The sequence below is a fragment of the Klebsiella sp. KE9456 genome (genome assembly GCF_043832615.1).
GTDB lineage: Bacteria > Pseudomonadota > Gammaproteobacteria > Enterobacterales > Enterobacteriaceae > Klebsiella > Klebsiella indica.
Window position 1 is genome coordinate 16,958 of the sequence record NZ_JBDYQK010000006.1, and the last position, 26,961, is coordinate 43,918.

A 26,961-nucleotide genomic window follows, 5' to 3' on the forward strand; every position below is an offset into this window, starting at 1 on the left:
TAAAATCTGCAGTAGAGTTAACATCGGCGCCGTCTTTGCGGCGCCGTTTTCATGGAAGACTTTACGTTGGGATTGTTTACTAAAACGCGAGCATCTCATGCTCGTCTTAACGTACCTGTGCTGGTGCAGGTGGTCGCTTTCGCCATTATTCTGATCCGTGGTGTGGATTTACTGATGATCTTCAATCAGCTAGGTGTTGAGGGCATCGTTGAATTTGTCCATCGCAGCGTACAGACATGGGCGTTGACGCTGGTTTTCTTCTCGAGCCTGGTGCTGGTGTTTGTTGAGCTCTGGTGCGCATTTTCGCTGGTGAAAGGGAGCAACCGGGCGCGTTGGATCTATCTGTTGACCCAGGTTATGGTGATCGGCTACTTGTGGGCGGCATCGCTGGGCTACGGTTACCCCGAGTTGTTTAGCATCGCCGGAGAATCGAAGCGCGAAATATTGCGTTCTCTGATACTGCAAAAATCACCGGAGCTGTTGATGCTGGCGCTTCTGTTTATTCCTGCGCCGTGCCGACGCTTTTTCCGCTTACAGTAACGGTGATACAATCCCCGCCCCTGTTTTTTTGAAGGTTTTGTTATGCACTGCGCACTTTATGACGCCGGCCGTTGTCGCTCCTGTCAATGGCTGGAACTGCCGGTATCCCAACAGCTTGCCGATAAAATGGCCGACCTGCATACGCTGTTGGCGGATACGCCGGTAGCGCACTGGTGCGCGCCAGTCTGCGGCCCGGAAAGCGGGTTTCGCAACAAAGCGAAAATGGTGGTCAGCGGTAGCGTTGAGCGTCCGCTGCTTGGGATGCTGCACCGTGATGGCGCAGCGGAAGATCTCACCGATTGTCCGTTATACCCCGCGAGCTTCGCCCCGGTGTTTACCGCCCTCAAGCCGTTTATCGCCCGCGCCGGGTTAACGCCCTATAACGTCGCCCGCAGGCGCGGCGAGCTAAAATATCTTCTGCTTAGCGAAAGCCAGCGGGATGGCGGCATGATGCTGCGTTTTGTCCTGCGTTCAGAGAGCAAACTCGCCCAGTTGCGCGCTGCCCTGCCGGAACTGCGGGCGCAACTGCCGCAGCTCAAAGTGATCACCGCCAATATTCAGCCGGTACATATGGCGATCATGGAGGGAGAGCAGGAGATCTTCCTGACCGACCAACAGGCGCTGGCGGAAAATTTTAATGGCGTGCCGCTGTGGATCCGTCCGCAAAGCTTCTTTCAGACTAACCCGGTGGTTGCCAGCCAGCTGTATGCCACCGCCCGTGACTGGGTGCGCCAACTGCCGGTTAAGCATATGTGGGATCTGTTTTGCGGCGTAGGAGGCTTTGGCCTGCACTGCGCCACGCCGCAAATGCGCCTGACCGGCATTGAAATCGCTCCCGAGGCCATTGCCTGTGCGAAGCAGTCGGCAGCGGAACTCGGGCTGCATAATCTGCATTTCCAGGCGCTTGATTCGACGCAGTTCGCCACCGGCAAAGGGGAGGTTCCCGAACTGGTGCTGGTGAATCCACCGCGACGCGGTATCGGCGAGGAGCTGTGCGCCTGGTTAAGCCGCATGGCGCCTGCTTATATTATCTACTCCAGTTGTAACGCCCGGACGATGGCGAAAGATATCGCTCAACTGGACGGGTATCAAATTGCGCGTATTCAGTTGTTCGATATGTTCCCTCACACCGCCCACTACGAAGTGTTGACTCTGCTGGTTCGCGAAATATAAATAAAATGTGAATTTTTCTGGCGGCGAAGATCGGGTAAACCTGGTTAAGCGAAATCTAACAATAGCGGAGCAGTGCCGGTGGCAAAGAGAATTCTGTTGGTTGAAGATGATGACGATATCGCCGCGTTGTTGCGCCTGAATCTGCAGGATGAGGGATATCAGATTATCCATGAGGCGGACGGGGCGCAGGCGCTACGGCAACTGGAAAAAGCGAACTGGGATGCGGTGATCCTCGACCTGATGCTGCCTAATGTTGACGGTCTGGAAATCTGTCGGCGTATTCGTCAGCAAACCCGTTATTTGCCGGTGATTATTATCAGCGCCCGCGCCAGCGAAACCCAGCGAGTGCAGGGCCTGGAGATGGGGGCCGATGATTACCTCGCCAAACCGTTTTCCATTCTTGAACTGACCGCCAGGGTCAAAGCGGTGTTTCGGCGCCAGCAGGCGATGAGCCAGAATTTACTGATGGATGCCGGGCGTATTACCAGCCATGGTTTAAGTATTGATCCTTTATCTCGCGAAGTGACGCTGCGCGGCGAGACGGTGGATCTGACACCGCGTGAGTTCGATCTTTTGTACTACTTTGCCCGTCACCCAGGGGAAGTTTTTTCCCGCCTGGCGCTGCTTGATCAGGTATGGGGCTATCAGCACGACGGCTATGAGCATACGGTCAATACCCATATTAACCGTCTGCGCGGAAAAATTGAGCGCGACCCGGCGGAGCCGGACATCATTCTGACCGTCTGGGGTAAAGGCTATAAATTTGCCGTGGAGCGGAAAGAGGCGCAGCCATGATCCGCCGCCTCAGCCTTAGCCAGCGTCTGGCGCTGGTTTTCACCTTACTACTCCTGTTATGTGCGATAGCCGTTTGCCTGATCCAACTCTACAGTAGCGCGCAATATGGCAATGCGATGGTGCAGCGTCTTTCCGCCGGGCTGGCAGCGCAAATCGCCGCCCGCGAACCGCTGCTGGATCCCCGGGGACAGGTTGACCGCCAGAAGCTGAAGCCGCTTTTTGACCGGCTGATGACCTTTAATCCCAGCGTGGAGTTGTACGTAATCTCCCCCGACGGGAAACTGCTGGCCGATGCCGCACCGCCGGGCCATATAAAGCGCCAGCGCGTTAACCTGGCGCCGGTACACACTTTCCTCTCAGGCGGCGGATGGCCGATCTATGGCGACGATCCGCGCAGCGCAGATCGGCAAAAAGTGTTTAGCGTAGCGCCGCTGCGGCTGGACGGCCAGTTGCGCGGTTATCTGTATATTATTTTGCAGGGGGAAACCTTCAACGAACTGGCGGCCAGCGCCTGGCAGAAAACGCTGTCGAGCCTGCTACTGTGGACCCTGCTACTGGTGACGGGGCTTGGCCTGCTGGCGGGCTGGCTTGCCTGGTATTGGGTTACCCGCCCGGTACGCCAGCTCACCGCGCTGGTGGCGACGGAGCAGCAGGATAGTATTGATGCAATTAAGGCGCTGGCGGCGCAAACGCCGGAAGCGAAACCGGGTAATGAAGTGGCTGTACTGCATAAACGGTTTATCGTGCTGGCCCGTCAGATTGCCGGGCAATGGGATCGCCTGGCGGATAGCGAGCGTCAGCGTCGTGAATTTATCGCTAATATCTCCCACGATTTACGCACGCCGCTTACTTCGTTGCTGGGATATCTGGAAACGTTAACGCTTAAAGCCGACAGGCTGACGGCGGAAGAGAACAAACAGTATCTGAATATCGCGCTGCGTCAGGGAAACAAAGTGCGCCATCTTTCGCAGCAGTTGTTTGAACTGGCCCGTCTGGAGCATGGCGCGATCAAGCCGCAGCCGGAGACATTTTCCCTGGCTGAACTGGTACAGGATGTGGCGCAAAAATTCGATCTGCCGATCGCCACGCGCAAAATCGGTTTACAGCTGGATCTGGCGGTGGGTTTACCGCAGATAACCGCAGATTTATCGATGATTGAACGGGTGCTGACCAATTTGCTCGATAACGCCATTCGTCATACCCCGGAAGGCGGGCTTATTCGCCTGACGGCGCGTCAGTCAGGGCGGTCGCTGATTGTTGAAGTCGCGGACAGCGGGCCGGGAATTGCTGATGAACAACGGGCAACCCTGTTTGAACGGCCTTCGGTACTTGCGTCCGGTGCGCAAAGCGCATCAAGAGGGGGACTGGGGCTGCTGATTGTGCGGCGGATGCTGCAACTGCACGGCGGCGATATTCGCCTGATCGCAGCGCCGGCAGGGGCCTGTTTCCAGTTTACCCTGCCGCTGTAAGGTTTCTGATGTACGGCGCGGCACCGCCCGGCAGCCCGGACAGACGCATCGCGCCGCCTGTGGCGTGATTACTCCGGGAACCACTGTTTGCTGATTTTCTCATAGGTGCCGTCGGCTTTAATTGCCTTCAGCGCGGCATTCAGTTTTTCCAGCAGCGCTTTATTATCCGGGCGCACCGCAATGCCGAGGCCGGTGCCGAAGTATTGCGGATCGGTCACTTTCGGCGTCGCCGCGCCCAACTGCGGGTTGGTTTTCAGCCACTCGTTAACCACGGCGGTGTCGCCAAATACCCCATCAATACGGCCATTTTTCAGGTCAAGAAACGCATTCTGGTAACTGTCGTAAGCCACGGTTTTCACTTCCGGATGTTTATCCTGCAGATATTTCTGGTGCGTGGTACCGTTTTCCATACCAATACGTTTACCTTTCAGATCGTCGAAAGAGTGGAAAGCATCTTTTTTCGAAATGACCAGCGCGGAGTTGGCGTAGTACGGGGCGGTAAATGCAACCTGCTTGCTACGCTCCGGCGTAATGTCCATGCCGGAAATAACGGCATCATATTTCTTGAATTTGAGCGCCGGGATCAGACTGTCGAACGCATGGTTAGTAAAAGTACATTCCGCCTGCATCTGTTTGCACAGGGCGTTCGCCAGATCGATATCGAAGCCGACGATCTGATTACTGGCATCCAGCGATTCAAACGGTGGGTAAGTCGCCGAAACGCCAAAGCTGATTTTTTCTGCGGCAGCGGCGCCAAAGGCGCAAGAGGTAAGCAGTGCGGCCAGAACTAACTTTTTCATCGTGGTGGAACTCCCGTCGGTCAATCTTATGATGTTGTGCCGTGTCTGCGGCTGGGTTTAACAATGCCACTAAATGAATTTATATTCAATAAATATGGATAATTATTTTTTCATAAATAAAAAAGACGGACAGGCTGTTGGCCGTATCCGTCTGGTGTTTGCTAATTATGCACTTTTAGTACAAGAAAAGACTAGTTCCGTCGCTCAAAAGCCAGCGCTTTATGTTCCACCAGGCGCATAAGCAGCGTCAGCAGACCGTTGACGATAAGATAGACAATCCCGGCGGCGCCGAACACCATCACATCATAGGTGCGGCCGTAGAGCAGCTGGCTGTGGCCCATCACTTCCATCAGCGTAATGGTGTAGGCCAGAGATGTACTCTTGAACACCAGCACCACTTCGTTGGAGTAGGAGGAGAGGGCGCGCTTAAAGGCATACGGCAGCAGAATCGCCAGCGTATCCTTTTTGCTCATCCCCAGTGCGCCGCAGGATTGCCACTGGCCTTCCGGAATGGCGCGAATGGCGCCATAAAACAGCTGCGTGGTGTAAGCGGCGCTGTTTAAGGAGAGGGCGATTAGCGCGCACAGCCAGGGCTCGGAAATCAGATGCCAGAGGAATGGATACGCCTGTAGCGACGGGAACTGGCCAGGGCCGTAGTAAATCAGGAAGATCTGCACCAGCAGCGGTGTACCGGTAAACAGCGTAATATAGCCGCGCACAAACCACACCAGCCCCGGCGTTTTAAGGGTCAGAATGATGGTCAGGATCAGCGATAAAATCAGCGCCACAACGATCGAGGCCGCGGTCAGCGTCAGGCTGGTGTGCAGCCCTTTCAGCAGTTCGGGTAAATAATCAAGCATCAGCCAGGTCTCCGTTCGAAGCGTGTCGCACGCTGGTCAATACGTTTGAGAATGTACTGACTCACCAGGGTGATGACCAGATAGATTGCCGCTGCGATGATGTACCAGTTAAACGGCTCCTGGGTACGGGTGGCGATACTTTTGGTTTGCAGCATCAGGTCGTTGACGCTGATCAGGCTTACCAGCGCGGTATCCTTCAGCAGCACCAGCCACTGGTTGCCGAGACCCGGCAGCGCGTGGCGCCACATTTGCGGCATCACCAGGCGGAAGAAAATAGCGGATTTCGATAACCCCAGCGCCTGGCCGGATTCCCATTGCCCCTGTGGGACTGCCTTTAGCGCCCCGCGCAGGGTTTGCGATGCGTAAGCGGCATACAGCAGAGAGAGGGCTACGGCTCCGCAGAGGAACGGGCTGACGTCGAAGTTTTCAATTTGCACCTGTACGGGGATCTGCGCAAAGCCGAGGTGAATAGTAAAGCCGTCAGACAGGGTTAACAGGAGCTGAGAGGAACCGAAATAGATAAACAGAACCACCAGAATTTCCGGTAGCCCACGTAAAAGGGTGACAATGCCGGTTGCGAGCCAGGCGACCGGGTGCAGCTTCACCGACTCGAGAACGGCAAACAGCATCGCCAGCACCAGGCCGAGGATCAGCGCGCAAACGGCAAGGCCGACGGTCATCCCGGCGGCGCTTGCTAAGGGAAAAAATTCGTTCATTCAGCGTTACTTCTGGAACCATTTATTGTAGATAGACTGATAAGTCCCATCGCTTTTTACTTTTTCCAGCGCAGCGTTAAATTTCTGCTGCAGTTCGGTATTGCCCTGGCGCACTGCGATACCGAGGCCAGTACCGAAGTAGTCTTTATCGGTGACTTTATCGCCCACCGCCGCCAGCTTCGGATTGCTCTTCAGCCATTCGGTGACCACGGCGGTATCGCCGAACACCGCGTCAATACGACCATTCTGCAGATCCAGCTTCGCATTCTGGTAGCTGTCATAAGGAACGGTGGTGATTTCCGGGTGCTTGTCGTTGATAAATTTCTGGTGGGTGGTGCCGTTCTGCACGCCGACTTTTTTGCCTTTCAGCGCATCAATGCTGGTGAATTTACCCTGCTGAGCGACGAACAGCGCGGAGTTATCATAGTACGGCGTCGTGAACAGCACCTGCTTTTCACGCTCCGGGGTGATATCCATCCCGGCCATGACCGCATCGAAACGGCGGAACTTCAGGCTTGGGATCAGGCTATCGAAAGCCTGGTTGGTAAAGGTGCAGGTGGCATCAATCTCTTTACACAGGGCGTTCGCCAGATCGACGTCAAAACCAACGATTTTGTTACTGGCGTCGATCGATTCAAACGGCGGGTAGGAGGCCTCGGTCGCGAAGCGAATAGTTTGGGCAGCGGTAGCGGAGAGGCTCATGCCCGCAAGAAGAGCGGCAATCAGTACTTTTTTCATCGTCATTTCCCCGAAAACATCAATGTGACAGATAGTTTTTAAACGCGTCGGTTTGCGGATGCGTGAAGCAACGGGCATCCCCTTGTTCAACGATATGACCATTTTCCATATACACCACGCGGCTCGCTGTTTTACGCGCCACTTCCACTTCGTGGGTGACAATGACCTGCGTAATGCCGGTTTCAGCCAGTTCGCGGATAATACTGACGATCTGAGCGGTGATTTCTGGATCAAGCGCCGCCGTGGGTTCATCAAACAGCAACACCTGTGGTTCCATCATCAGCGCGCGGGCAATGGCGACGCGCTGCTGCTGACCGCCGGAAAGATGCAGCGGGTAACGATCGCTGTAGGGTTTCAGGCGCAAACGTTCAAGTAGCTTTTCAGCGCGCGCCAGAGCCTGATCTTTACTTAACCCGAGCACACGGCAGGGGGCTTCAATCAGGTTTTGCTGCACGGTCAGGTGCGGCCACAGATTGTACTGCTGGAAAACCATCCCCACGTTCTGGCGCAGTTCGCGAATGGCTTTATCAGAAGGCGTTCTGGTAAAGTCGAAATGATTTCCGGCAATATGTAACGTGCCGGAACGCGGCATCTCCAGCAGGTTGAGTACGCGCAGCAACGAGCTTTTACCGGCACCGCTGGGGCCGAGCAGCACCAGCGTTTCCCCCTGCGGGCAATCCAGCGTGATGTCGAACAGCGCCTGGTGTGCGCCGTAGAAGCAATTAATGCCGTTTAGTTTAATACTCATCTGGGCAGTCTGATACTAATAGCAATTGAGGCCGCAAATAGTACCTTTGGCAGAATAGTTATGCAATATTTATGCGTTAAAAGTTAAATGTAAACCACGATTAGCGTTAAAGTTAGCACAAAATATGGGTTCGTAAAGGCGGGGGGCGTAAATGTCGGTATTAGCAGAGGAAATACCGACATTTTACCGGGTTATACGCCTTGATTAGCGATTTTCGAGACTCTGACGCAGAGTGCCTGCCGGCGCATGGGCGTTATTGCTGAGGTAACGTACGTCATCGACGGCCCAGCACTGGCCTTCCTGAATCATCAGTACCTCGTCTTTCCAGCTTTGCGTCGCCTGTTTTAGCGTAACGCGCAGCGGAATGTTGCGTGCATCGCGGTTTGGAATTGTCGAAGCGCTGGCGACTTCGGCGCTGTCGGCCGGCGTGGCGTTGCTGGAGAACAGATTAGACTGCAACAAGGCGTGGTTTGACGGGGAGTGACGCGCGTCGCTCAGCAGTTTCGCCAGACCATCGCTCAGGTACGGACGCAGCGCCGTCAAATCACTGTTGTGATGTTGTATCTGGTAATTGTAAAACTTCTGCGCCACGTCATCCGGGCCGCCCTCAATACAAGGGCCGCTGCGGGTGCCGTTGTCTTTGTAGGCCGGTGTCACGGTGGTACAGGCGCTGAGCGCCAGCGCGCAGGGGAGGACAAATGCAAGAACGTTGTAGCGCATGATGATTTCCTTATAAGCTCGCTGCGTTAGAATATCTTTTAAAGCATAGTGTATCAGATAGGGATTGTGCTTGATCCGCAAAGCTAACGCATTGAACGTTAAAGGAGGAGTTTCACCATGCAATTTTCAACCACACCGACTCTGGAAGGCCAGCCGATCATTAAATACTGCGGCGTCGTTACCGGGGAAGCGATTCTCGGGGCTAACGTTTTTCGCGATTTTTTCGCCAGTATTCGCGATATTGTCGGCGGTCGTTCCGGCGCCTATGAAAAAGAGCTGCGTAAAGCCCGTGAAATCGCCTTTGAAGAGCTCAGCGAACAGGCGAAAGCGCTGGGCGCCGACGCGGTTGTCGGGATTGATATTGATTATGAAACCGTCGGCAAGGACAGCAGCATGTTGATGGTGAGCGTCAGCGGCACCGCGGTGAAGACCCGGCGATGAAAATTTGCCGGGCGGGCGTCTTGTTGGCGCTACTGCTGGCGGGCTGCGCCACGGAAAACGGCATTATCGATCGCGATGGTTATCAGCTGGATACGCGCCATCCGGCGCAGGCGGCGTATCCGCGCATCAAAGTGCTGGTTATTCACTATACCGCCGATGATTTTGACGTTTCGCTGGCGACGCTGACCGACAATCAGGTGAGCGCCCACTACCTGATCCCGGAGAAACCGCCACGGTATCATGGCAAACCGCGGATCTGGCAACTGGTGCCGGAAGCGGATCTGGCCTGGCATGCGGGGATCAGTTACTGGCGCGGAAGTACGCACATTAACGATACGTCAATTGGTATTGAACTGGAGAACCGCGGCTGGCAAAAAACGGCGGGCGTGAAGCGCTTCACGCCGTTTAATCCGGCGCAGATTGATGCCCTGATCCCGCTGGCGAAAGATATTATCGCCCGCTACCACATTGCGCCGCAGAACGTCGTCGCGCACGCGGATATTGCCCCGCAGCGCAAAGACGATCCGGGGCCGCGCTTTCCGTGGCGCAGGCTGGCGGAGCAGGGGATTGGCGCGTGGCCGGATGCGGAGCGGGTCGCGTTTTATCAGCAAGGGCGTCCCTCATACCAGCCGGTAGATACCGCGGAGCTGCTGGACGTGCTGTCTCGCTATGGCTATCAGGTCACGCCGGAGATGACCCCGGAACAGCAGAAGCGGGTGATTATGGCTTTCCAGATGCACTTCCGCCCCGCGCGCTGGGACGGCGTTGCCGATGCCGAAACGCTGGCGATTGCCGAGGCGCTGCTGGAGAAGTACGGGCGAGGTTAGCGGTGTAGCTTGCCGTGGTCTTTCAGCCATGCGGCAGTGCGAATAATGCCCTCATCCAGCGAAATCACTGGCTGGTAGCCCAGTTCCTGCTGAGCGCGGGTGGTATCGAGGGTAAAATCAAAATTCAGCTTAGAAACGCCGTAGTGGGTAAAGGCGGGCTCTTTGGCTGACTTGTTGCCAAAGTGCTCCATGCTGCGGGCGATGATATCCAGCATCGGGTAAGGCACAGAGCGAATACGGCACTTAATCCCCAGCTCATCGATAAGTTTCTGCACAATGCAGCGCAGGGTTTGCGCTTCGCCATTGCTGATATTGTAAGCGCGGGCAGAGGGCAGATTGTCGCACAGCGGCTGGCTGGCGAGCCACATCGCGTGCACCGCATTTTCATAGCAGGTCATATCCACCAGCGCGCTACCGCCGCGCGGCAGCAGGACGCTACCGTAGTGCTGCATCATCTGCGCCAGGCGCGGAATAAAGACTTTATCATGAGGGCCAAACAGGCTTTGCGGGCGTAAAATTGTAAAACGGGTGTTCGGATTGGCCTGCGCCAGCAGGTTGATCACTTCTTCGCTCGCCGCTTTACTGCGGGCAAACTCATTGGCGAAACGTTGCGGGCGAAAATCTTCCTGAATAGCGCGATGGTGGTGGTAATCAAAATAGAGCGACGGCGAAGAGATGTGCACGAAGTTGCGTACTCCCCAGGCGACGGCCCATTCACCGAGGCGGCGGGTGGCGCGGACGTTGGCTAAATCGAAAGCCTGCTGGGTGCCCCACGGGGAGGTGAAACTGGAACAATGCCAGAGCGTGTCGATACCGGCGAGCATCACTTTGGCCTGCGAGGAGACCAGTTCGGTCAAGTCGGCGGGGACGAACTCGGCCCCCATTTTGCTCAGAAGCTTGCCCATTGCTTCATTGCGCCCGGTCGCTCTGACGCTAATGCCCTTGTTACGCAGATATTCCACTGCATTGCGGCCTAATCCGCTGGTCGCACCGGTAACCAGTACCTTCATATCGATCCACTGTTTCACAAAAGAATTTCGTGCGCATTTTTCCGTGATTCTGACTGTGATGCAATGAGAATAAGGAAAGAATTCTGTTGGTATACTCTAATTGCTGGTGATTTGCTCCGCCCGCCGGATGATACGTCGCGCCATGCCGCGAAAAATAAACAGATGGGCCGGGATCATCAGCAACCAATAAAGCAGGCCCGGCATACCGTGTGGGTGCCACCAGGCGCGAACGTCCAGTTCGCGACGATCGCCTTTATCGCTCAGAGTAAAACTCAGGCGACCAAGGCCGGGTGCCTTCATGCCGAACAGTAAGGTGAGCTGTTTCTCCGGCTCGACGATAATAACCTTCCAGCTGTCCACAGTGTCGCCGGTTTGCAGGTAATCCCGCGGTGGGCGGCCCTTTGCCAGCCGGTGGCCAACCAGCAGATCCATCGCCCCGCGAGTCTTCCACAGGATATTAGCGAAGAAGTACCCCGCTTTACCGCCGATTTGATTGACGACTTTCCACAGCGCGGCGAGGCTGGCGTGAGTGCTCACGGTACAACCGGCCTGTTTCGCATAGTAGCCATACTCGGGCCGCCAGCGGGCAAAGGCCTGGGCGTCGTAGCCCCAGTCGCCGGAGTTCACCAGTTGCTCTTCTTCCTTTAGCGTGCGGCGCACCGCTTCATCGAACGCGATCAACGGTTGAGGGATCAGGGCCCGCAGGGCGCGATCGTCGGCGATAAGATCGTGCTTTAGTCCCTGGATCAGCGCTTTGGCGGTTGTTGGCGGTACCGAGGTAATGACGTTGAGAAACCAGACCGAAATCCAGCTTGTGGGAAAAGGGATGGGGATCAGCGGGCGGCGTTTGCCGCTGACCGCCATAAAGCGGATAAACTGCTGCTGATAGCTTAAAACCTCCGGCCCGGCGGCTTCGAAAACGCGGTGTTCGCTGGCGGAGTGATTAAGTAACTGCAGCAGATAGTAGAGTAAGTTTTCCAGCGCAATCGGCGTGGTGCGCGAGCGCACCCAGCGCGGCGGCGTCAGCACCGGCAGGTTGTAAACCATATCGCGCATCACTTCGAAAGCGGCGGAACCCGCGCCGACGATAATGCCGGCGCGAATTTCCGTTACCGGTACGCCGGATTCGCGCAGCAGGTCGCCGGTGATCTGGCGGGCCCGCAGATGGTCGGATTGTTCTCGCTCCGCGACCTGCAATGAGCTCAAAAAAATGACTTCGCGGACCGGAACTTTGCGCAATGCATCGCGCATGTTGAGGGCGACCTGTCGCTCATGACGGACAAAGTCGCCGCTTTCGCTCATTCCGTGTATCAGGTAGTAAACGGTATCAGCCTGAGCCAGCAGTTCGGGCAGCCCGTCCGGCTGGTTTAAATCAAGTTGATAGCACTCAACGCCGGGGAGACGCTGTTTTTTCAGCCTGTCGATATGGCGTGCCGCCGCCAGCACCGGAAAGCCTTGCTCGCTGAGTCGATTCACCAGATGCTGGCCAATATAACCGCTGGCGCCGAGTACCAGGATGCGTTGCAACACGCCGACTCCTTAACGCGTTAAAAACGCCTGCCAGTGATCAACCACTTCGGCAAGCTGCTGACGGGTAACGTCAATATGCGTCACCAGGCGCACAACGGGCGAGGCGTTGATCAGCACGTCACGTTCGCGTAAGTATTCGCCCAGCGCGGCGGCATCGTCTTCGCCGACGCGGACAAACAGCATATTGGTGTCATGGCGAGTCACGTCAGCGCCAATGGCGCGCAGTTGCTCTGCCATCCACGCCGCATTCTGGTGATCCTCTTTTAAGCGCGCGACGTTGTTTTGTAACGCATACAGGCCCGCCGCCGCCAGAATCCCGGCCTGGCGCATCCCGCCGCCGACCATCTTCCGCCAGCGGATAGCGCGGTGAATGTACGCCTGACTCCCCACCAGTAGCGACCCCACCGGCGTACCGAGGCCTTTTGAGAGGCAAATCGTAAATGAATCACAATATTGCGCGATGTCGCGCAGCTCGCAGCCATATTCCACGACGGCGTTAAAAATACGCGCGCCGTCAACGTGTAGCGCCAGACCGCGCTCGCGGGTAAATTCCCATGCCTGTTTTAAATATTCACGCGGCAGCACTTTGCCGTTATGGGTGTTTTCCAGACTGAGTAAGCGAGTGCGGGCAAAATGGATATCATCCGCCTTGATCTTCGCGGCAACCTTATCCAGCGGCAACGTGCCGTCAGCGGCGGCATCAATGGGCTGCGGCTGGATACTGCCAAGTACCGCCGCGCCGCCAGCTTCGTAGAGATAGTTATGGGCGCCCTGGCCGACAATATACTCTTCGCCGCGCTGACAGTGGCTGAGCAGGGCGACCAGATTGGCCTGGGTGCCCGTTGGCAGGAAGAGCGCGGCTTCTTTGCCCGCCCGTTCAGCGGCATAGCGCTGGAGTGCGTTAACGGTAGGGTCGTCGCCATAAACATCATCCCCGACCGGAGCGGCCATCATTGCTTCTAACATGGCGCGGCCCGGACGGGTGACGGTATCACTGCGTAAATCTATCACGGCATTTCCTTGAGTTGCTTCAGGGGGATACCGTCTGTTTTACCTTAGCCAGTTGGTTTTCGCCAGTTCGATTACTTCGTCACCGCGGCCGCTGATAATGGCGCGTAACATATACAGGCTGAAACCTTTCGCTTGTTCCAGTTTGATCTGCGGCGGGATCGCCAGTTCTTCTTTCGCGACCACCACATCGACCAGGACCGGACCTTCGCTGCTGAAGGCGGTTTGCAGCGCGTCATCAACATCCGCTGCGCGCTCTACCCGAATGCCTTTGATGCCGCAGGCTTCGGCGATGCGGGCAAAGTTGGTGTCATGCAGCTCGGTGCCGTCGGTGAGATAACCCCCGGCTTTCATCTCCATTGCCACGAAACCGAGAATACTGTTATTGAAGATAATAATCTTCACCGGTAGCTTCATCTGCGCCAGCGAAAGAAAATCCCCCATCAGCATGCTAAAGCCGCCGTCGCCGCAGAGGGCAACCACCTGTCTGTCCGGGGCGGTGGCTTTCGCGCCGATGGCCTGCGGCATGGCGTTAGCCATTGAACCGTGGTTGAACGACCCCAGCAGGCGACGTTTACCGTTCATTTGCAGATAACGTGCGGCCCAGACGGTCGGCGTACCGACGTCGCAGGTAAAAATGGCGTCATCGTCGGCAAAGCGGCTAATTTGCTGCGCCAGATACTGCGGATGGATGGTTTTATCGCTGGGTTTCGCTAAATCATCCAGTCCTTTACGCGCGTCGCGATAGTGCTCCAGCGCCTTATCAAGGAATTTACGATCGGTTTTTGCTTCCAGCATCGGCAATAACGCGGCGAGGGTGGATTTAATATCGCCGACCAGCGCCATATCGACTTTACTGTGCGCGCCAATGCTGGCTGGATTGATATCAATCTGAATGATTTTGGCGTCAGTCGGGTAGAAGGCGCGATAGGGGAACTGAGTGCCGAGCAGAATCAGGGTATCGGCATTCATCATGGTATGGAAGCCTGAAGAGAAGCCGATCAATCCCGTCATGCCCACATCGTAAGGGTTGTCGTACTCCACATACTCTTTGCCGCGCAGCGCATGAACAATGGGCGCTTTAATTTTGGCGGCGAATGCCACCAGCTCGTTATGCGCGCCCGCACAGCCGCTGCCGCACATCAGGGCGATATTGCTGGCGTAGCGTAAGATCTGTGCCAGTTTTTTCAGCTCTTCCTCAGCCGGAGTTACAACCGGCTGCGGGGCATGATACCAGTGGCTACTGGCGCTTTCCGGCGCCGGTTTCAGCGCGACGTCGCCTGGTAGCACGACAACCGATACGCCACGGTTGATGACCGCTTTACGCATGGCGATCGCCAGTACCTGCGGGATCTGCTCCGGGGTGGATACCAGTTCGCAATAGTGGCTGCATTCGCGAAACAGCTCTTGTGGGTGGGTCTCCTGAAAATAGCCGCTGCCGATTTCGCTGGAAGGGATATGGGCAGCAATGGCCAGAACCGGGACGTGATTACGGTGACAGTCGAACAGACCGTTAATCAAATGCAGGTTACCCGGCCCGCATGAGCCCGCACATACCGCCAGTTCACCGGTGAGTTGTGCTTCAGCGCCAGCGGCGAAGGCGGCGACCTCTTCATGGCGTGTGGCCATCCAGTCAATCGTCCCCATCCGGTTCAGGCTGTCGCTCAGGCCGTTCAGGGAGTCGCCCGTCACGCCCCAGATACGTTTCACGCCAGCCTGTTCAAGTGTTTTTGCAATGTAAGCGGCAACGGTCTGTTTCATGGTTTTCCATCTCCTTTTTGTGATAACGCTTACAAGCTTAGATGAAACTGGCTGTTACGTTTGCGTATCTCTCATTTTCAACTGGTTTTATTCTTCGGAAATTCCGCATAATCTGTCTTCTCACAGAGCGGTAAACAGGAATCATTTCAGATGGTTAAATTATTGTTAAATAGCGTTAATAGAATATTGTCTCATGACGACTTCGGCAAACTCTTATTACGACTTGCCGTCGGCGGGCTGATGCTGTTTCACGGGTTGCATAAGCTATTTGATGGTGTTGGCGGTATCAGCAATATGCTGGTGGCAAAAGGATTGCCGGGATTTATCGCTTATGGCGTGCTGGTGGGAGAGGTGGTTGCGCCTTGTCTGTTGATTCTGGGGATCCTCACTCGTCCGGCAGCGCTGGTGATAGCTTTTACTATGGTTGTGGCCTGGCTGATGGTCGGCGCAGGTAAAACCTTTGCGCTGGATGCGGTAGGTGCCTGGGCGATTGAGAGCCTGGTCTATTTCTTTGTCGGTGCGCTGGCGATCGCTTTTATGGGGGCCGGGAAATATTCGTTAGCGGGTAATTCACCCTGGCGATAGGTCGGATGTCGTTTTTTTATCACCCAGTCTGCTCACCCTGGTTGGGTCCTGTACGCCAGGGTGTTTGCTTATCCGTTCTTTAACCCTTTTTAAAGGGTGATTTTAAGTTATTGATTTTTATGCCATAAATTATTTGGGTTGCAGGAAGGCGGCGACGCAGTGAATCCCCGGGAGCGTACTCCAGTACGTGACTGGGGTGAACAAGGAAAGCCAACGCACATGCAACTTGAAGTATGACGGGTATAAATACGCTTTGAATAGGACGGGCATATTGGGTTGTCATTCACCGCCGACGGGGTTGCGCAGAAGCAGAAATGCCACCCGGCAAACCGCCGGGTGGCATGGATAACATCGGTAATGCTGAATAATCAGGCCAGAACTAAATCGCCCTGCGGATGGCAGGAGCAGGCCAGCACATAACCGTCGGCGATTTCCGCATCGGTCAGCGTCATGGTGCTGCTGACCGTATATTCACCGGAAACCACTTTGGTTTTGCAGCAGCCGCATACGCCAGCACGACATGCCACGGTTACCGGAACTTTATTGCTTTCCAGCGCGTCCAGCAGCGTGGTGCCGACAGGCGCGTAAAACGCCTGCGCCGGTTGCAGTTTGGTGAACTTCAGGCCCCCGGTTGCCGCTTCGGCAACTGGCGTAAAGAACTTCTCTTTAAAGAAGCGCGTTACGCCGAGCGCTTTCACTTCCTGCTCAACCATGTCCATGTACGGCTCCGGGCCGCAGGTCATGACGGTGCGCGATGCCAGGTCCGGCACGTTTTTCAGTAACGCAGTGGTCAGGCGACCAGACACGAAACCGTGGGTCGCATTGTTCTCCGCGACCAGCGTGACCGGGTACTGACGCCATTCCTCAGCGAAAATCACATCCTGCGGCGAACGCACGTTGAAGATCACCTGCACATCTGCCTGCGGGCGGTATTTTGCCAGCCAGCGACGCATCGACATAATTGGCGTGACGCCGCAACCGGCCGCCAGCATCAGGAACTTGTCTTCGGCTTTGTCTTCACAGATAAAGTCGCCCATCGCATCGGACAGCCAGATAGAGTCGCCGCGTTTCACCTCGCGGGTTAACCACTGTGAACCTGCGCCTTCATCAATGCGACGGATCGTCAGCGTAATGTACTCGCTGACGCCCGGCGTGGACGAAAGGGTGTAGGCCCGCAGCGTATCCGCAGCGTTGCGAACGCTCACCAGCGCATACTGACCGGCACGGTACGGATAGTGATCGTGACACAGTAATGAGAGAGTCCACACATCCGGGGTTTCCTGATGGATGTGATGTACCTGCATTCGCCACGGACACTGAGTGGTTGGCATCGTCATTCTAAAACTCCTTACGCGCTCAACAGTTGCTGCATATCTTCTTCAACGGTGGTGACCTGACGCAGGCCAAATTTCTCGTTGAGGACAGCCAGCAGATCCGGGGTGAAGAAACCTGGCGCAGTCGGCCCGGTCACGATGTTTTTCACGCCCAGAGACAACAGCGTCAGCAGGATGACGATCGCTTTCTGTTCGAACCAGGAGAGCACCAGAGACAGCGGCAGGTCGTTCACGCCACAGCCCAGTTTTTCTGCCAGCGTGACGGCCAGAATGATGGCGGAGTAAGCGTCGTTACACTGACCGGCGTCAACCAGACGCGGCAGACCTTCGATGTCGCCGAATTCCAGTTTGTTGAAGCGGTATTTACCACAGGCCAGCGTCAGAATCAGGCAGTCATCCGGTACGCTGGTCGCGAAATCGGTGAAGTAGTTACGTTCGCCACGCGCGCCGTCACAGCCGCCCACCAGGAAGATGTGACGCAGTTTTTCGCGGCTGACCAGGTCGATCAGGCTGTCTGCTGCGCCCAGCAGCGTCTGGCGACCGAAACCAACGGTGATCAGATGCGGGATTTCGCTGTACGGGAAGCCTGCCATCTGCTGCGCCTGGGCGATAACCGGAGAGAAATCTTCGCCTTCCAGGTGGTTTACGCCCGGCCAACCGACGATGCTGCGCGTCCAGATACGGTCGTCATACGCGCCAACGGTCGGGTCGATGATACAGTTAGAGGTCATCACGATAGGGCCAGGGAAGCGGGCGAATTCAACCTGCTGGTTCTGCCAGCCGCTGCCGTAGTTACCGACCAGGTGTCTGAATTTACGCAGTTCCGGGTAACCGTGCGCGGGCAGCATTTCACCGTGGGTATAGACGTTCACGCCAGTCCCTTCGGTCTGCTCCAGCAGGTTGTACAGATCTTTCAGGTCATGACCAGAGATCAGGATGCACTTACCTTCAACCGCTTTCACGTTAACCTGAGTCGGGGTCGGGTGGCCGTATTTGGTGGTTTCACCGGCATCAAGGATGCTCATCACTTTGAAGTTCATCTGGCCGATTTCCATAGAACATTCCAGCAGAGCGTTCATATCGGCAGGCCAGGTGCCCAGCCACGCCATGATTTTGTGGTACTGCGCGTAGATGTCGTTGTCATACTGGCCCAGAACGTGGGCGTGCTCCATGTACGCTGCCGCACCTTTCAGGCCATACAGGCAAAGCAGACGCAGGCCGAGGATGTTCTCGCCAATAGCGGCTTTGTCTTTGTTCGGGGTGAATTCGGCGGCCTGACGTTGCAAATCGCCCGGATCGTCGCTGACCAGTTGCAGGTCGGCCATCGGGTTGTTTACCGTGGCGCTTGCATCGATGTTCTGGCACTGCGCTTTCAGTGATTCGCGCAGGGCGATCGCTTCACGGGCATAGCCGACGATACGCGGAGAATCGAAGTTAACGTTGGTCAGAGTGGAGAAAAATGCACGCGGGGCAAAGTTGTCAACGTCATGATCGATGATGCCATATTCACGGGCTTTAACAGCCCATGCAGACAGACCTTGCAGGGACGCAATCAGCAGATCCTGGAGATCGGACGTTTCCGCTGTTTTACCGCACATACCCTGCGCGTAGGAGCAGCCGTTCCCCGTCGGAGTACGGATGGTTTGTTCACATTGCACACAAAACATGGTCACACCTTTTTTAAAGTTATATTTAATATACATGTTTAAGGTTATGCCTGCGGGGGAGATGAGAAAAGGTATTTCTGATACAACTTACAGGGAGATTGATTTAGCGCAAAATTGGCGGTCGAAAACAACCGCCAGAAAGGGATTATGCGGAGAAAAAGGCCATCAAAATGGGTACCAGCAGACTCAAAATGAAGCCATGAACGATAGCTGCCGGGACAATTTCCACGCCGCCTGAACGTTGCAGGACCGGTAGCGTAAAGTCCATTGATGTCGCTCCGCACAGGCCGAGTGCGGTTGAACGGCTGCGTCGTACCAGGCCGGGAATAAACATAATTGCCAGCAGTTCCCGGGAAAGATCGTTGAAAAACGCGGCGCTACCAATAACCGGCCCGTACGATTCGGTCAGTAAAATCCCGGACAACGAATACCAGCCAAATCCGGAAGCCATTGCCAGACCGGTTTTTAACGGCAGATCGAGAATAAAGGCATTGATGACGCCAGCCAATAACGAACTGATCATGACCACGACCGCCACAATTATTCCACGGCGATTAAGGATGATTTGCCGTAGGGTCATGCCATTATTACGCAGTTGCATACCGATGAGTAACAAAAGGAAAATTAGCGTATATTCGCTGGCCTCGGTGGCGTGTTGTAAAAAAGGGATGCCGCTCAGCCCAATCAAAAAACCAATAAGCACTATGCCGCATAGCTGGAGAGATTCCATGGCCATTGCGAGACGGGAAGGTAATTTTTCCTGGCGGTGATGATTTCGCCACGGTATTTTTTGCTCAAGCCACATCAGGGCCGCAATATTGCATAGCAGGATAATAACGATGCTGACCGCTGAATAATGGAGAATCGCCAGTAGATTGCTGGCAAGATTATCGAGAAAGGCCAGGCTAATTCCCATAAAAAAGAGAATGATATAGACAATCCAGCTTAACAGCCGGTTGATCAGTTTTAATGCGGCCTGATGCTGAAGCGGAATAAGATAGCCCACAATCAGCGGAACCAAAATGATGAAAAGTCCTGAAAACATGAACAGCCGGGTCCTTTATATGCGAAACTGCGCAATGACACTACCCAATAAAGGCTGTCAGGTAAAGGTGTAAAAAAACCGGGCGGCGCTAACGCTTACCCGGCTTACATATTGCTCTATGACCGCAGGCCAGGGAGGCATAGCCGCCACCCGATACTCCGGATCTTAATCCATTAATCGCGCTTTTCGAGCAAGGTGCGGTACAGCACGCCACCCAGAATACCGCCGATAATCGGCATCACCCAGAACAGCCACAGCTGTTGTAATGCCCAGCCGCCCTGGAAGAGCGCAACCGCGGTGCTGCGCGCCGGGTTCACCGAGGTGTTGGTGACCGGGATACTGATCAGGTGAATCAGCGTCAGCGCAAGGCCAATGGCAATGGGAGCAAAGCCTGCCGGGGCATTCTTATCGGTTGCGCCATGAATAACCAGCAAAAAGCCGCAGGTCAGGACAATCTCAATCACAATCGCGGAAAGCATTGAGAAACCGCCTGGAGAGTGCTCGCCATAACCGTTAGAGGCGAAACCGCTGGCAGCCGCGTCAAAACCTGCTTTACCGCTGGCAATAACATACAAAATAGCGGCGGCAATAATACCGCCGATAACCTGAGCGATAATATAGCCAATGACCTCTTTTGCCGGGAAGCGGCCGCCAGCCCACAAACCTAAAGTGACCGCCGGATTAAAATGCCCGCCGGAAATATGGCCCACGGCATACGCCATGGTTAATACAGTTAAACCGAAGGCTAACGCGACGCCGGCAAAGCCAATGCCTAATTCCGGAAACGCTGCGGCCAGTACAGCGCTACCGCAACCACCAAACACCAGCCAGAATGTACCAAAACATTCTGCTGCTAATTTTCTGAACATAACGACCTCAATAAAAAACGTAAACCAACATAAGTTGCCGTCTCGGCTTTTATTTATCGGCACAAATGCGACGATAAAAATAAAGGAGCGTTATTCTATGGATGTTTTCATCCGGAGACCAGCTAAAAAAGTGATGTTATTTAATTTCGAATAGGTGTGGTTAAAAAACGAACATATAGATGATGAATTATTATCTGGATTAAATGATATATACTCTAAATAATTCGAGTTGCAGGGCAAAAACGATTAACCGTTTTGAATGTGGTTCGCGCTGGTCACGAAAGGGCGAAGACCAGGGGGGCACCGGGTTATTGCCAGTATATCTGCAACAAGCAGTCCGACGGGTATATACTGCTGATAATTGAAGGATAAAGTGGCTAGCGGGCGGAGGGGATATGCATCTTGAGCGCGTCGAAATTGTAGGCTTCCGCGGTATCAACCGTTTATCGTTGATGCTGGAGCAAAATAACGTGCTGATTGGCGAAAATGCATGGGGTAAATCCAGCCTGCTGGATGCCCTGACGTTACTCTTATCGCCAGAGTCTGAACTTTACCATTTTGTCCGTGAGGATTTTTGGTTTCCGCCCGGTGATATTCAGGGGCGAGAGCGTCATTTGCATATTATCCTGACCTTCCGTGAAAATGACCCCGGTCGTTATCGGGTGCGTCGTTATCGGCCCCTTAGTCATTGCTGGGTACCCTGTGATGATGGTTTTCAGCGGATTTTTTATCGCCTGGAGGGAGAGCTTGCCGATGATGATGGCGTCATGACGCTGCGTAGTTTTATCAATGGCGAAGGGGAGGCCCTGGAACTGGCGGATATTGACGAGCTGGCCCGGCACCTGGTGAGATTAATGCCCGTTCTGCGATTGCGCGATGCCCGATTTATGCGGCGGATCCACAACGGTACCGTGCCGCATTCTCCACAGATTGAGATTACTGCCCGCCAGCTTGATTTTCTCTCCCGTGAGCTGGTGCATCACCCGCAAAATTTGACCGATAGCCAGATACGGCAAGGGCTGTCGGCAATGGTGCAGTTACTGGAACACTATTTTGCCGAGCAGAGCAGCGCGCAATCGCGTAACCGCCTGATGCGCCGCTATTCACACGATGAACAACGTAGCTGGCGTTATCTGGATATTATCAACCGGATGATCGATAAGCCCGGCGGCCGCAGCCATCGGGTCATTTTGCTGGGTTTATTCGCTACGCTATTGCAGGCAAAAGGAACTGTCCGGCTCGATCGCGACGCGCGACCGTTACTGCTGATTGAGGATCCTGAGACCCGGTTGCATCCTATTATGTTGTCTGTGGCCTGGCATTTGCTCAATTTGTTGCCGTTACAGAGAGTGACGACCACTAATTCCGGTGAATTATTGTCGCTGACGCCCGTTGAGTACGTTTGCCGACTGGTGCGTGAATCATCGCGGGTGTCAGCCTGGCGGCTCGGGCCCGGCGGGATGAATGCGGAAGACAGTCGGCGTATCGCTTTTCATATCCGTTTTAACCGCGCGTCATCGCTGTTTGCCCGCTGCTGGCTGTTGGTCGAAGGTGAAACGGAAACCTGGGTTATTAACGAGCTGGCCCGTCAGTGCGGTCATCACTTTGATGCGGAAGGGGTGAAAGTTATTGAGTTCGCCCAGTCGGGATTAAAACCGCTTATTAAATTCGCGCGGCGTATGGGTATTGAGTGGCATGTGCTGGTCGATGGCGATGAGGCCGGGAAAAAATATGCGGCGACGGTTCGCGGGCTGTTGAATGACGATAAAATGCTGGAACGCGATCACCTGACGGCACTACCGGCAATGGATATGGAACATTTTATGTATCGTCAGGGGTTCGATGATGTTTACCACCGGGTGGCGCAATTGCCAATGAATCTGCCAATGAACATGCGGCGGGTGATTACCAAGGCGATTCATCGCTCGTCAAAACCGGACCTGGCGATTGAGGTGGCGATGGAGGCAGGCCGTCGCGGCGTGGATGCGGTGCCGGCGCTGTTGAAAAAAATGTTTTCGCGTGTGCTATGGCTGGCGCGCGGTCGGGCGGATTAGCTTACTCTGCGGCTACTCTCTGTTTTACCTGGGGCGTGTGATATCTGGTCTGGCCTTGAAAACCGCTGAACGGGCCACATGTAGATTAAAGCTGTTGCTGAGTCCGGTGGCGGTGATGTCGCCGGGCCTGCGAGTGACGATAAAAAATGCCAGTCAGAAGGACTGGCATTTTGCTGGCGGGATGTACACAATGAAGCAAAAGAGTTATGCGGCCGTTTCCGCTTCCACAGGGACAATCACGCTGGCGTGGTTACCTTTTGGCCCCTGGTGAACATCAAACCGAACGGCTTGTCCGGCTTTTAGCGTTCTGTAACCATCCATCTGGATGGTAGAATAATGGGCGAAAATGTCTTCGCCGCCGCCCTCAGGGCAAATAAAACCGAACCCTTTAGCATTGTTGAACCACTTAACAGTACCCATTTCCATACTTCGACATCCTTCGTAAATCTTATATAAGTAAGATGGAATGAACCGATAGTGGAGTGACGAGTTGTTCAATTGCTCGCCAACTCTCGCCACTACAATTTAGAGAAATCAGGAAATGCGTCAAGCGATTGACGTGGGGAGACGGTGAAAAATGCGTCAAAACTTGAAGCAGTTAACGCTATTGCCGGGGAATGTGACAGACGTCGCGGATGGAAGTAATAGATGATAATTATCTATGATCTATTGTAGATTTGTGATGTGCATAGCCTTTGGTCATTGACAGGCCACCGCCTGTTGGCTACAGCAACCGATGATGAACAGTGACGATGAGTAAGAAAGACTGGCTGGACTTCGAGCAGCTCGTAGAGGACGAAGTTAAAGATGCGCTTAAACCGCCATCTATGTATAAAGTGATATTAGTCAACGATGACTACACGCCAATGGAATTTGTTATTGACGTGTTACAAAAATTCTTTTCTTATGATGTTGAACGTGCAACGCAACTGATGCTAATGGTCCATTATCAAGGTAAAGCGATTTGTGGCGTGTTTACCGCAGAAGTCGCGGAAACCAAAGTCTCGATGGTGAATCAATACGCGAGGGAGAACGAGCATCCGTTGTTGTGTACGCTAGAAAAAGCCTGAATACAGGCAACAAAACTTGGGGGAGGTGCCTATGCTCAATCAAGAACTGGAACTCAGTTTAAACATGGCTTTCGCCAGAGCGCGCGAGCACCGTCATGAGTTCATGACCGTCGAGCACTTGTTGCTGGCGCTGCTTAGCAACCCTTCGGCCCGCGAAGCGCTTGAAGCGTGTTCAGTGGACCTGGTCGCGCTGCGTCAGGAACTTGAAGCCTTCATCGAACAGACCACGCCCGTTCTGCCTGCAACGGAAGAAGAGCGCGACACTCAGCCGACGCTGAGCTTCCAGCGCGTGCTGCAGCGTGCCGTTTTCCACGTTCAATCCTCCGGACGTAGCGAAGTCACTGGCGCCAATGTCCTGGTCGCAATTTTTAGCGAACAGGAGTCCCAGGCGGCATATCTGCTGCGTAAACATGAAGTCAGCCGCCTTGATGTGGTGAATTTCATCTCTCACGGTACGCGTAAAGATGAGCCAGGCCAATCTGCTGATAACAGCGCCAGCCAGTCTGGCAGCAGTGAAGAGCAAGCAGGCGGGGAGGATCGTATGGAAAACTTCACCACCAACCTCAATCAGCTTGCTCGCGTTGGCGGTATCGATCCGCTGATCGGCCGCGAGAAAGAGCTGGAACGTGCTATTCAGGTTCTTTGTCGTCGCCGCAAAAATAACCCGCTGCTGGTGGGAGAGTCCGGCGTCGGTAAAACCGCCATTGCCGAAGGGCTTGCCTGGCGTATCGTGCAGGGCGATGTGCCGGAAGTCATGGCAGATTGTACGATTTATTCTCTGGATATCGGTTCGCTGCTGGCAGGCACCAAATATCGCGGTGATTTTGAAAAACGCTTCAAGGCGCTGCTCAAGCAACTGGAACAGGACACCAGTAGCATTCTGTTCATTGATGAAATCCACACCATCATTGGCGCGGGAGCCGCTTCCGGCGGGCAGGTCGATGCCGCTAATCTGATTAAACCGCTGCTCTCCAGCGGCAAGATCCGGGTGATCGGTTCGACGACCTACCAGGAGTTCAGCAATATCTTTGAAAAAGATCGTGCGCTGGCGCGTCGCTTCCAGAAAATCGATATCACCGAACCTTCCGTGGAAGAGACGGTGCAGATTATCAACGGCCTGAAGCCGAAGTACGAAGCGCACCACGACGTGCGTTATACCGCCAAAGCGGTGCGTGCCGCGGTGGAGCTGGCGGTGAAATATATTAACGATCGTCATCTGCCGGATAAAGCGATTGACGTGATTGACGAAGCCGGAGCGCGGGCGCGCTTAATTCCGGTGAGCAAACGTAAGAAAACGGTTAACGTGGCGGATATTGAGTCCGTGGTGGCACGGATCGCGCGTATTCCTGAAAAGAGCGTTTCCCGCAGCGATCGCGATACGCTGAAAAACCTCGGCGATCGTCTGAAGATGCTGGTCTTTGGTCAGGATAAGGCGATTGAGGCATTAACTGAAGCCATCAAGATGGCGCGTGCCGGGCTTGGTCATGAACACAAACCAGTCGGTTCTTTCCTGTTCGCCGGGCCGACCGGAGTCGGGAAAACCGAAGTCACCGTGCAACTGGCGAAGTCTCTGGGTATTGAACTGCTGCGTTTTGATATGTCCGAATATATGGAGCGTCATACCGTCAGCCGTTTAATTGGCGCGCCTCCGGGCTATGTTGGTTTCGATCAGGGCGGGCTGCTGACCGATGCGGTGATTAAGCATCCGCACGCGGTGCTGTTGCTGGATGAAATTGAAAAAGCGCACCCGGACGTCTTTAACCTGCTGCTGCAGGTGATGGATAACGGCACGCTGACCGATAACAACGGCCGCAAAGCGGATTTCCGCAACGTGGTGCTGGTGATGACCACCAACGCCGGAGTGCGCGAAACCGAGCGTAAATCCATTGGTCTTATCCATCAGGACAATAGCCCGGATGCGATGGATGAGATTAAAAAGATCTTTACGCCGGAGTTCCGTAACCGTCTCGATAACATTATCTGGTTCGATCACCTGTCGACGACGGTTATTCACCAGGTGGTGGATAAGTTTATCGTCGAACTGCAGGTTCAACTGGATCAGAAAGGCGTGTCGCTTGAAGTTAGCCAGGAAGCGCGTGACTGGCTGGCGGAGAAAGGCTATGACCGGGCCATGGGCGCACGTCCAATGGCGCGGGTGATCCAGGACAATCTGAAAAAACCGCTGGCCAACGAACTGCTGTTTGGTTCACTGGTTGATGGCGGTCAGGTGACCGTTAAACTGGATAAAGAGAAAAACGCGCTGACCTACGGCTTCCAGAGTGCGCAGAAGCACAAACCGGAAGCGGCGCATTAATCTTATAGTCGTGCATCTATAACCGGCCTTTGGGCCGGTTTTTTTACATCCTTGTGCTGGACGTTTTTTAACCTTGGATATTAGGGGGATCGATAGAATTGGTCGGTTAATTTTAACGATAACTTTATGGTAGAGCGGAACGTGTTGGATGCATTGCCGTACAGGTAGCTTAGAAAAAAGTTACACCGGGTATTACCAGACCAATGAGGTTCACTGCCGTACAGGTAGCCAATATTGGGGCAAGTATCAGCCTGGGATGATCGGAAATAAACGAAAAAGCCGGGAGATATCCCGGCCTTCTGCATCTGGCACCTCAGGTGCAAAAACGATCAGCGACTACGGAAGACAATGCGGCCTTTGCTCAGGTCGTACGGGGTCAGCTCAACAGTCACTTTGTCGCCCGTCAGAATGCGGATGTAGTTTTTACGCATTTTACCGGAAATATGCGCAGTTACCACGTGACCGTTTTCCAGTTCTACGCGGAACATAGTGTTAGGCAACGTATCAAGTACGGTGCCCTGCATTTCAATATTGTCTTCTTTGGCCATCTAGTCCTCTGGGGTATCACTACCGTAGTTTTGAACCGGCAAGATAATGCCGAAGTTCAGCAAGTAAGTAAAGTTTTACATATACCCGCCATCCTTCAAGTTGCATGCGCGTTGACAGCATGTACCCGGAATATCCCTGAGTATCGCCCTCGTGGCGAACAACGTGCAGATTGTCGTTTATCCCGGCCGCCTGCTGTAGCCGTTGGAGGATTCAGTGTCCCGCAACTTGAATTATTTAGGGTAAAATCGCCGAAGTCGTTTCGGCGCATTGCCCGCAATTCACGCGGATAAACCGGGTGACAGGCGCAAACGTAAAGGGGAGTGACAGAACGATGGGCG

Annotated in this window: 26 protein-coding genes; 10 read left to right on the forward strand and 16 right to left on the reverse strand. The window is 54.5% G+C overall.

The genetic code is table 11. The features are described 5' to 3' along the window. Positions 1 to 51: 51 nt before the first annotated feature. The 4 genes from ABK821_RS07610 to ABK821_RS07625 all read left to right on the forward strand — a co-directional run bounded on the left by ABK821_RS07610 (position 52) and on the right by ABK821_RS07625 (position 3,977). Positions 52 to 540 (forward strand): YbjO family protein, encoded by a 489-nt coding sequence (locus tag ABK821_RS07610; protein ID WP_142501592.1) that lies wholly within the window; start codon positions 52 to 54, stop codon positions 538 to 540. Positions 541 to 582: 42 nt separating this feature from the next. Further along, entirely contained in the window at positions 583 to 1,713 is a 1,131-nt protein-coding gene (rlmC, locus tag ABK821_RS07615) for a 23S rRNA (uracil(747)-C(5))-methyltransferase RlmC (RefSeq protein WP_138360420.1), read from the forward strand. 78 nt (positions 1,714 to 1,791) lie between these two features. Continuing rightward, the gene (locus ABK821_RS07620) at positions 1,792 to 2,508 is read left to right on the forward strand and encodes a response regulator transcription factor (protein WP_138360421.1); all 717 of its coding nucleotides are present in this window, start codon (positions 1,792 to 1,794) and stop codon (positions 2,506 to 2,508) included. Next, entirely contained in the window at positions 2,505 to 3,977 is a 1,473-nt protein-coding gene (locus tag ABK821_RS07625) for an ATP-binding protein (RefSeq protein WP_142501590.1), read from the forward strand. The genes ABK821_RS07620 and ABK821_RS07625 overlap by 4 nt, the downstream gene beginning before the upstream one ends. Positions 3,978 to 4,045: 68 nt before the next feature. Here ABK821_RS07625 and artJ read toward each other — a convergent pair whose 3' ends face one another. From artJ to ABK821_RS07655, 6 genes are all read right to left on the reverse strand, one after another. Beyond that, entirely contained in the window at positions 4,046 to 4,777 is a 732-nt protein-coding gene (gene artJ, locus ABK821_RS07630) for an arginine ABC transporter substrate-binding protein ArtJ (protein ID WP_138360423.1), read from the reverse strand. A 191-nt stretch (positions 4,778 to 4,968) separates the two neighbouring features. Beyond that, positions 4,969 to 5,637, reverse strand: coding sequence for an arginine ABC transporter permease ArtM (artM, locus tag ABK821_RS07635; RefSeq protein ID WP_138360424.1), 669 nt, complete (start codon positions 5,635 to 5,637; stop codon positions 4,969 to 4,971). Beyond that, on the reverse strand, positions 5,637 to 6,353 hold the full coding sequence (gene artQ / locus ABK821_RS07640) for an arginine ABC transporter permease ArtQ (RefSeq protein WP_395033908.1): 717 nt from the start codon (positions 6,351 to 6,353) through the stop codon (positions 5,637 to 5,639). The genes artM and artQ overlap by 1 nt, the downstream gene beginning before the upstream one ends. 6 nt (positions 6,354 to 6,359) lie before the next feature. Beyond that, a complete protein-coding gene (gene artI / locus ABK821_RS07645) occupies positions 6,360 to 7,091 on the reverse strand; it encodes an arginine ABC transporter substrate-binding protein ArtI (protein ID WP_138360426.1) in 732 nt (243 codons plus the stop codon). A gap of 19 nt (positions 7,092 to 7,110) precedes the next feature. After that, positions 7,111 to 7,839, reverse strand: a complete 729-nt coding sequence (gene artP / locus ABK821_RS07650) for an arginine ABC transporter ATP-binding protein ArtP (RefSeq protein WP_138360427.1) — start codon at positions 7,837 to 7,839, stop codon at positions 7,111 to 7,113. Between the two features lie 204 nt (positions 7,840 to 8,043). Next, complete coding sequence (locus tag ABK821_RS07655; RefSeq protein WP_395033910.1) at positions 8,044 to 8,559, reverse strand: lipoprotein; 516 nt, start codon at positions 8,557 to 8,559, stop codon at positions 8,044 to 8,046. Between the two features lie 117 nt (positions 8,560 to 8,676). Between ABK821_RS07655 and ABK821_RS07660 the strand changes: the two genes are divergently transcribed. Both ABK821_RS07660 and ABK821_RS07665 read left to right on the forward strand, forming a co-directional pair. Continuing rightward, a complete protein-coding gene (locus ABK821_RS07660) occupies positions 8,677 to 9,000 on the forward strand; it encodes a heavy metal-binding domain-containing protein (protein WP_138360429.1) in 324 nt (107 codons plus the stop codon). After that, the gene (locus ABK821_RS07665; RefSeq protein WP_343178245.1) at positions 8,997 to 9,827 is read left to right on the forward strand and encodes an N-acetylmuramoyl-L-alanine amidase; all 831 of its coding nucleotides are present in this window, start codon (positions 8,997 to 8,999) and stop codon (positions 9,825 to 9,827) included. The genes ABK821_RS07660 and ABK821_RS07665 overlap by 4 nt, the downstream gene beginning before the upstream one ends. Here ABK821_RS07665 and ABK821_RS07670 read toward each other — a convergent pair. From ABK821_RS07670 to poxB, 4 genes are all read right to left on the reverse strand, one after another. After that, on the reverse strand, positions 9,824 to 10,837 hold the full coding sequence (locus tag ABK821_RS07670) for an NAD(P)-dependent oxidoreductase (protein WP_308560920.1): 1,014 nt from the start codon (positions 10,835 to 10,837) through the stop codon (positions 9,824 to 9,826). The two genes, ABK821_RS07665 and ABK821_RS07670, sit on opposite strands and share 4 nt — an antisense overlap. Before the next feature lie 96 nt (positions 10,838 to 10,933). Then, entirely contained in the window at positions 10,934 to 12,367 is a 1,434-nt protein-coding gene (locus tag ABK821_RS07675) for a DUF2867 domain-containing protein (protein ID WP_138360431.1), read from the reverse strand. A gap of 9 nt (positions 12,368 to 12,376) precedes the next feature. Then, positions 12,377 to 13,378: a low-specificity L-threonine aldolase gene (gene ltaE, locus ABK821_RS07680; RefSeq protein WP_138360432.1), complete on the reverse strand. Its 1,002-nt coding sequence runs from the start codon at positions 13,376 to 13,378 to the stop codon at positions 12,377 to 12,379. A gap of 39 nt (positions 13,379 to 13,417) precedes the next feature. Beyond that, entirely contained in the window at positions 13,418 to 15,136 is a 1,719-nt protein-coding gene (gene poxB, locus ABK821_RS07685; protein WP_343178247.1) for a ubiquinone-dependent pyruvate dehydrogenase, read from the reverse strand. A gap of 150 nt (positions 15,137 to 15,286) precedes the next feature. On the opposite strand from poxB, the gene ABK821_RS07690 reads away from it, so the two are divergent. Continuing rightward, on the forward strand, positions 15,287 to 15,721 hold the full coding sequence (locus ABK821_RS07690; protein ID WP_138360434.1) for a DoxX family protein: 435 nt from the start codon (positions 15,287 to 15,289) through the stop codon (positions 15,719 to 15,721). 368 nt (positions 15,722 to 16,089) lie between these two features. Here the strand turns inward: ABK821_RS07690 and hcr are convergent, their stop codons facing one another. The 4 genes from hcr to aqpZ all read right to left on the reverse strand — a co-directional run bounded on the left by hcr (position 16,090) and on the right by aqpZ (position 20,636). Continuing rightward, positions 16,090 to 17,058: an NADH oxidoreductase gene (gene hcr, locus ABK821_RS07695; RefSeq protein WP_343178248.1), complete on the reverse strand. Its 969-nt coding sequence runs from the start codon at positions 17,056 to 17,058 to the stop codon at positions 16,090 to 16,092. Positions 17,059 to 17,069: 11 nt separating this feature from the next. Then, the gene (hcp, locus tag ABK821_RS07700; RefSeq protein WP_343178249.1) at positions 17,070 to 18,722 is read right to left on the reverse strand and encodes a hydroxylamine reductase; all 1,653 of its coding nucleotides are present in this window, start codon (positions 18,720 to 18,722) and stop codon (positions 17,070 to 17,072) included. 145 nt (positions 18,723 to 18,867) lie between these two features. Further along, positions 18,868 to 19,767, reverse strand: a complete 900-nt coding sequence (locus tag ABK821_RS07705) for a lysine exporter LysO family protein (protein WP_343178250.1) — start codon at positions 19,765 to 19,767, stop codon at positions 18,868 to 18,870. A gap of 173 nt (positions 19,768 to 19,940) precedes the next feature. After that, entirely contained in the window at positions 19,941 to 20,636 is a 696-nt protein-coding gene (gene aqpZ, locus ABK821_RS07710; protein WP_138360438.1) for an aquaporin Z, read from the reverse strand. A gap of 395 nt (positions 20,637 to 21,031) precedes the next feature. Here aqpZ and ABK821_RS07715 point away from each other — a divergent pair, with 395 nt between their 5' ends. Then, positions 21,032 to 22,690: an ATP-dependent endonuclease gene (locus ABK821_RS07715; protein WP_308560851.1), complete on the forward strand. Its 1,659-nt coding sequence runs from the start codon at positions 21,032 to 21,034 to the stop codon at positions 22,688 to 22,690. A gap of 204 nt (positions 22,691 to 22,894) precedes the next feature. Here the strand turns inward: ABK821_RS07715 and cspD are convergent, their stop codons facing one another. Beyond that, the gene (cspD, locus tag ABK821_RS07720; RefSeq protein ID WP_002896516.1) at positions 22,895 to 23,116 is read right to left on the reverse strand and encodes a cold shock-like protein CspD; all 222 of its coding nucleotides are present in this window, start codon (positions 23,114 to 23,116) and stop codon (positions 22,895 to 22,897) included. Positions 23,117 to 23,442: 326 nt separating this feature from the next. Here cspD and clpS point away from each other — a divergent pair, with 326 nt between their 5' ends. Together clpS and clpA are read left to right on the forward strand one after the other, a co-directional pair. After that, on the forward strand, positions 23,443 to 23,760 hold the full coding sequence (gene clpS, locus ABK821_RS07725) for an ATP-dependent Clp protease adapter ClpS (RefSeq protein ID WP_138360440.1): 318 nt from the start codon (positions 23,443 to 23,445) through the stop codon (positions 23,758 to 23,760). Between the two features lie 31 nt (positions 23,761 to 23,791). Continuing rightward, positions 23,792 to 26,074: an ATP-dependent Clp protease ATP-binding subunit ClpA gene (gene clpA / locus ABK821_RS07730; RefSeq protein WP_343178251.1), complete on the forward strand. Its 2,283-nt coding sequence runs from the start codon at positions 23,792 to 23,794 to the stop codon at positions 26,072 to 26,074. 329 nt (positions 26,075 to 26,403) lie between these two features. Here clpA and infA read toward each other — a convergent pair whose 3' ends face one another. Continuing rightward, entirely contained in the window at positions 26,404 to 26,622 is a 219-nt protein-coding gene (gene infA, locus ABK821_RS07735) for a translation initiation factor IF-1 (RefSeq protein WP_002211347.1), read from the reverse strand. Positions 26,623 to 26,961: the final 339 nt, after the last annotated feature.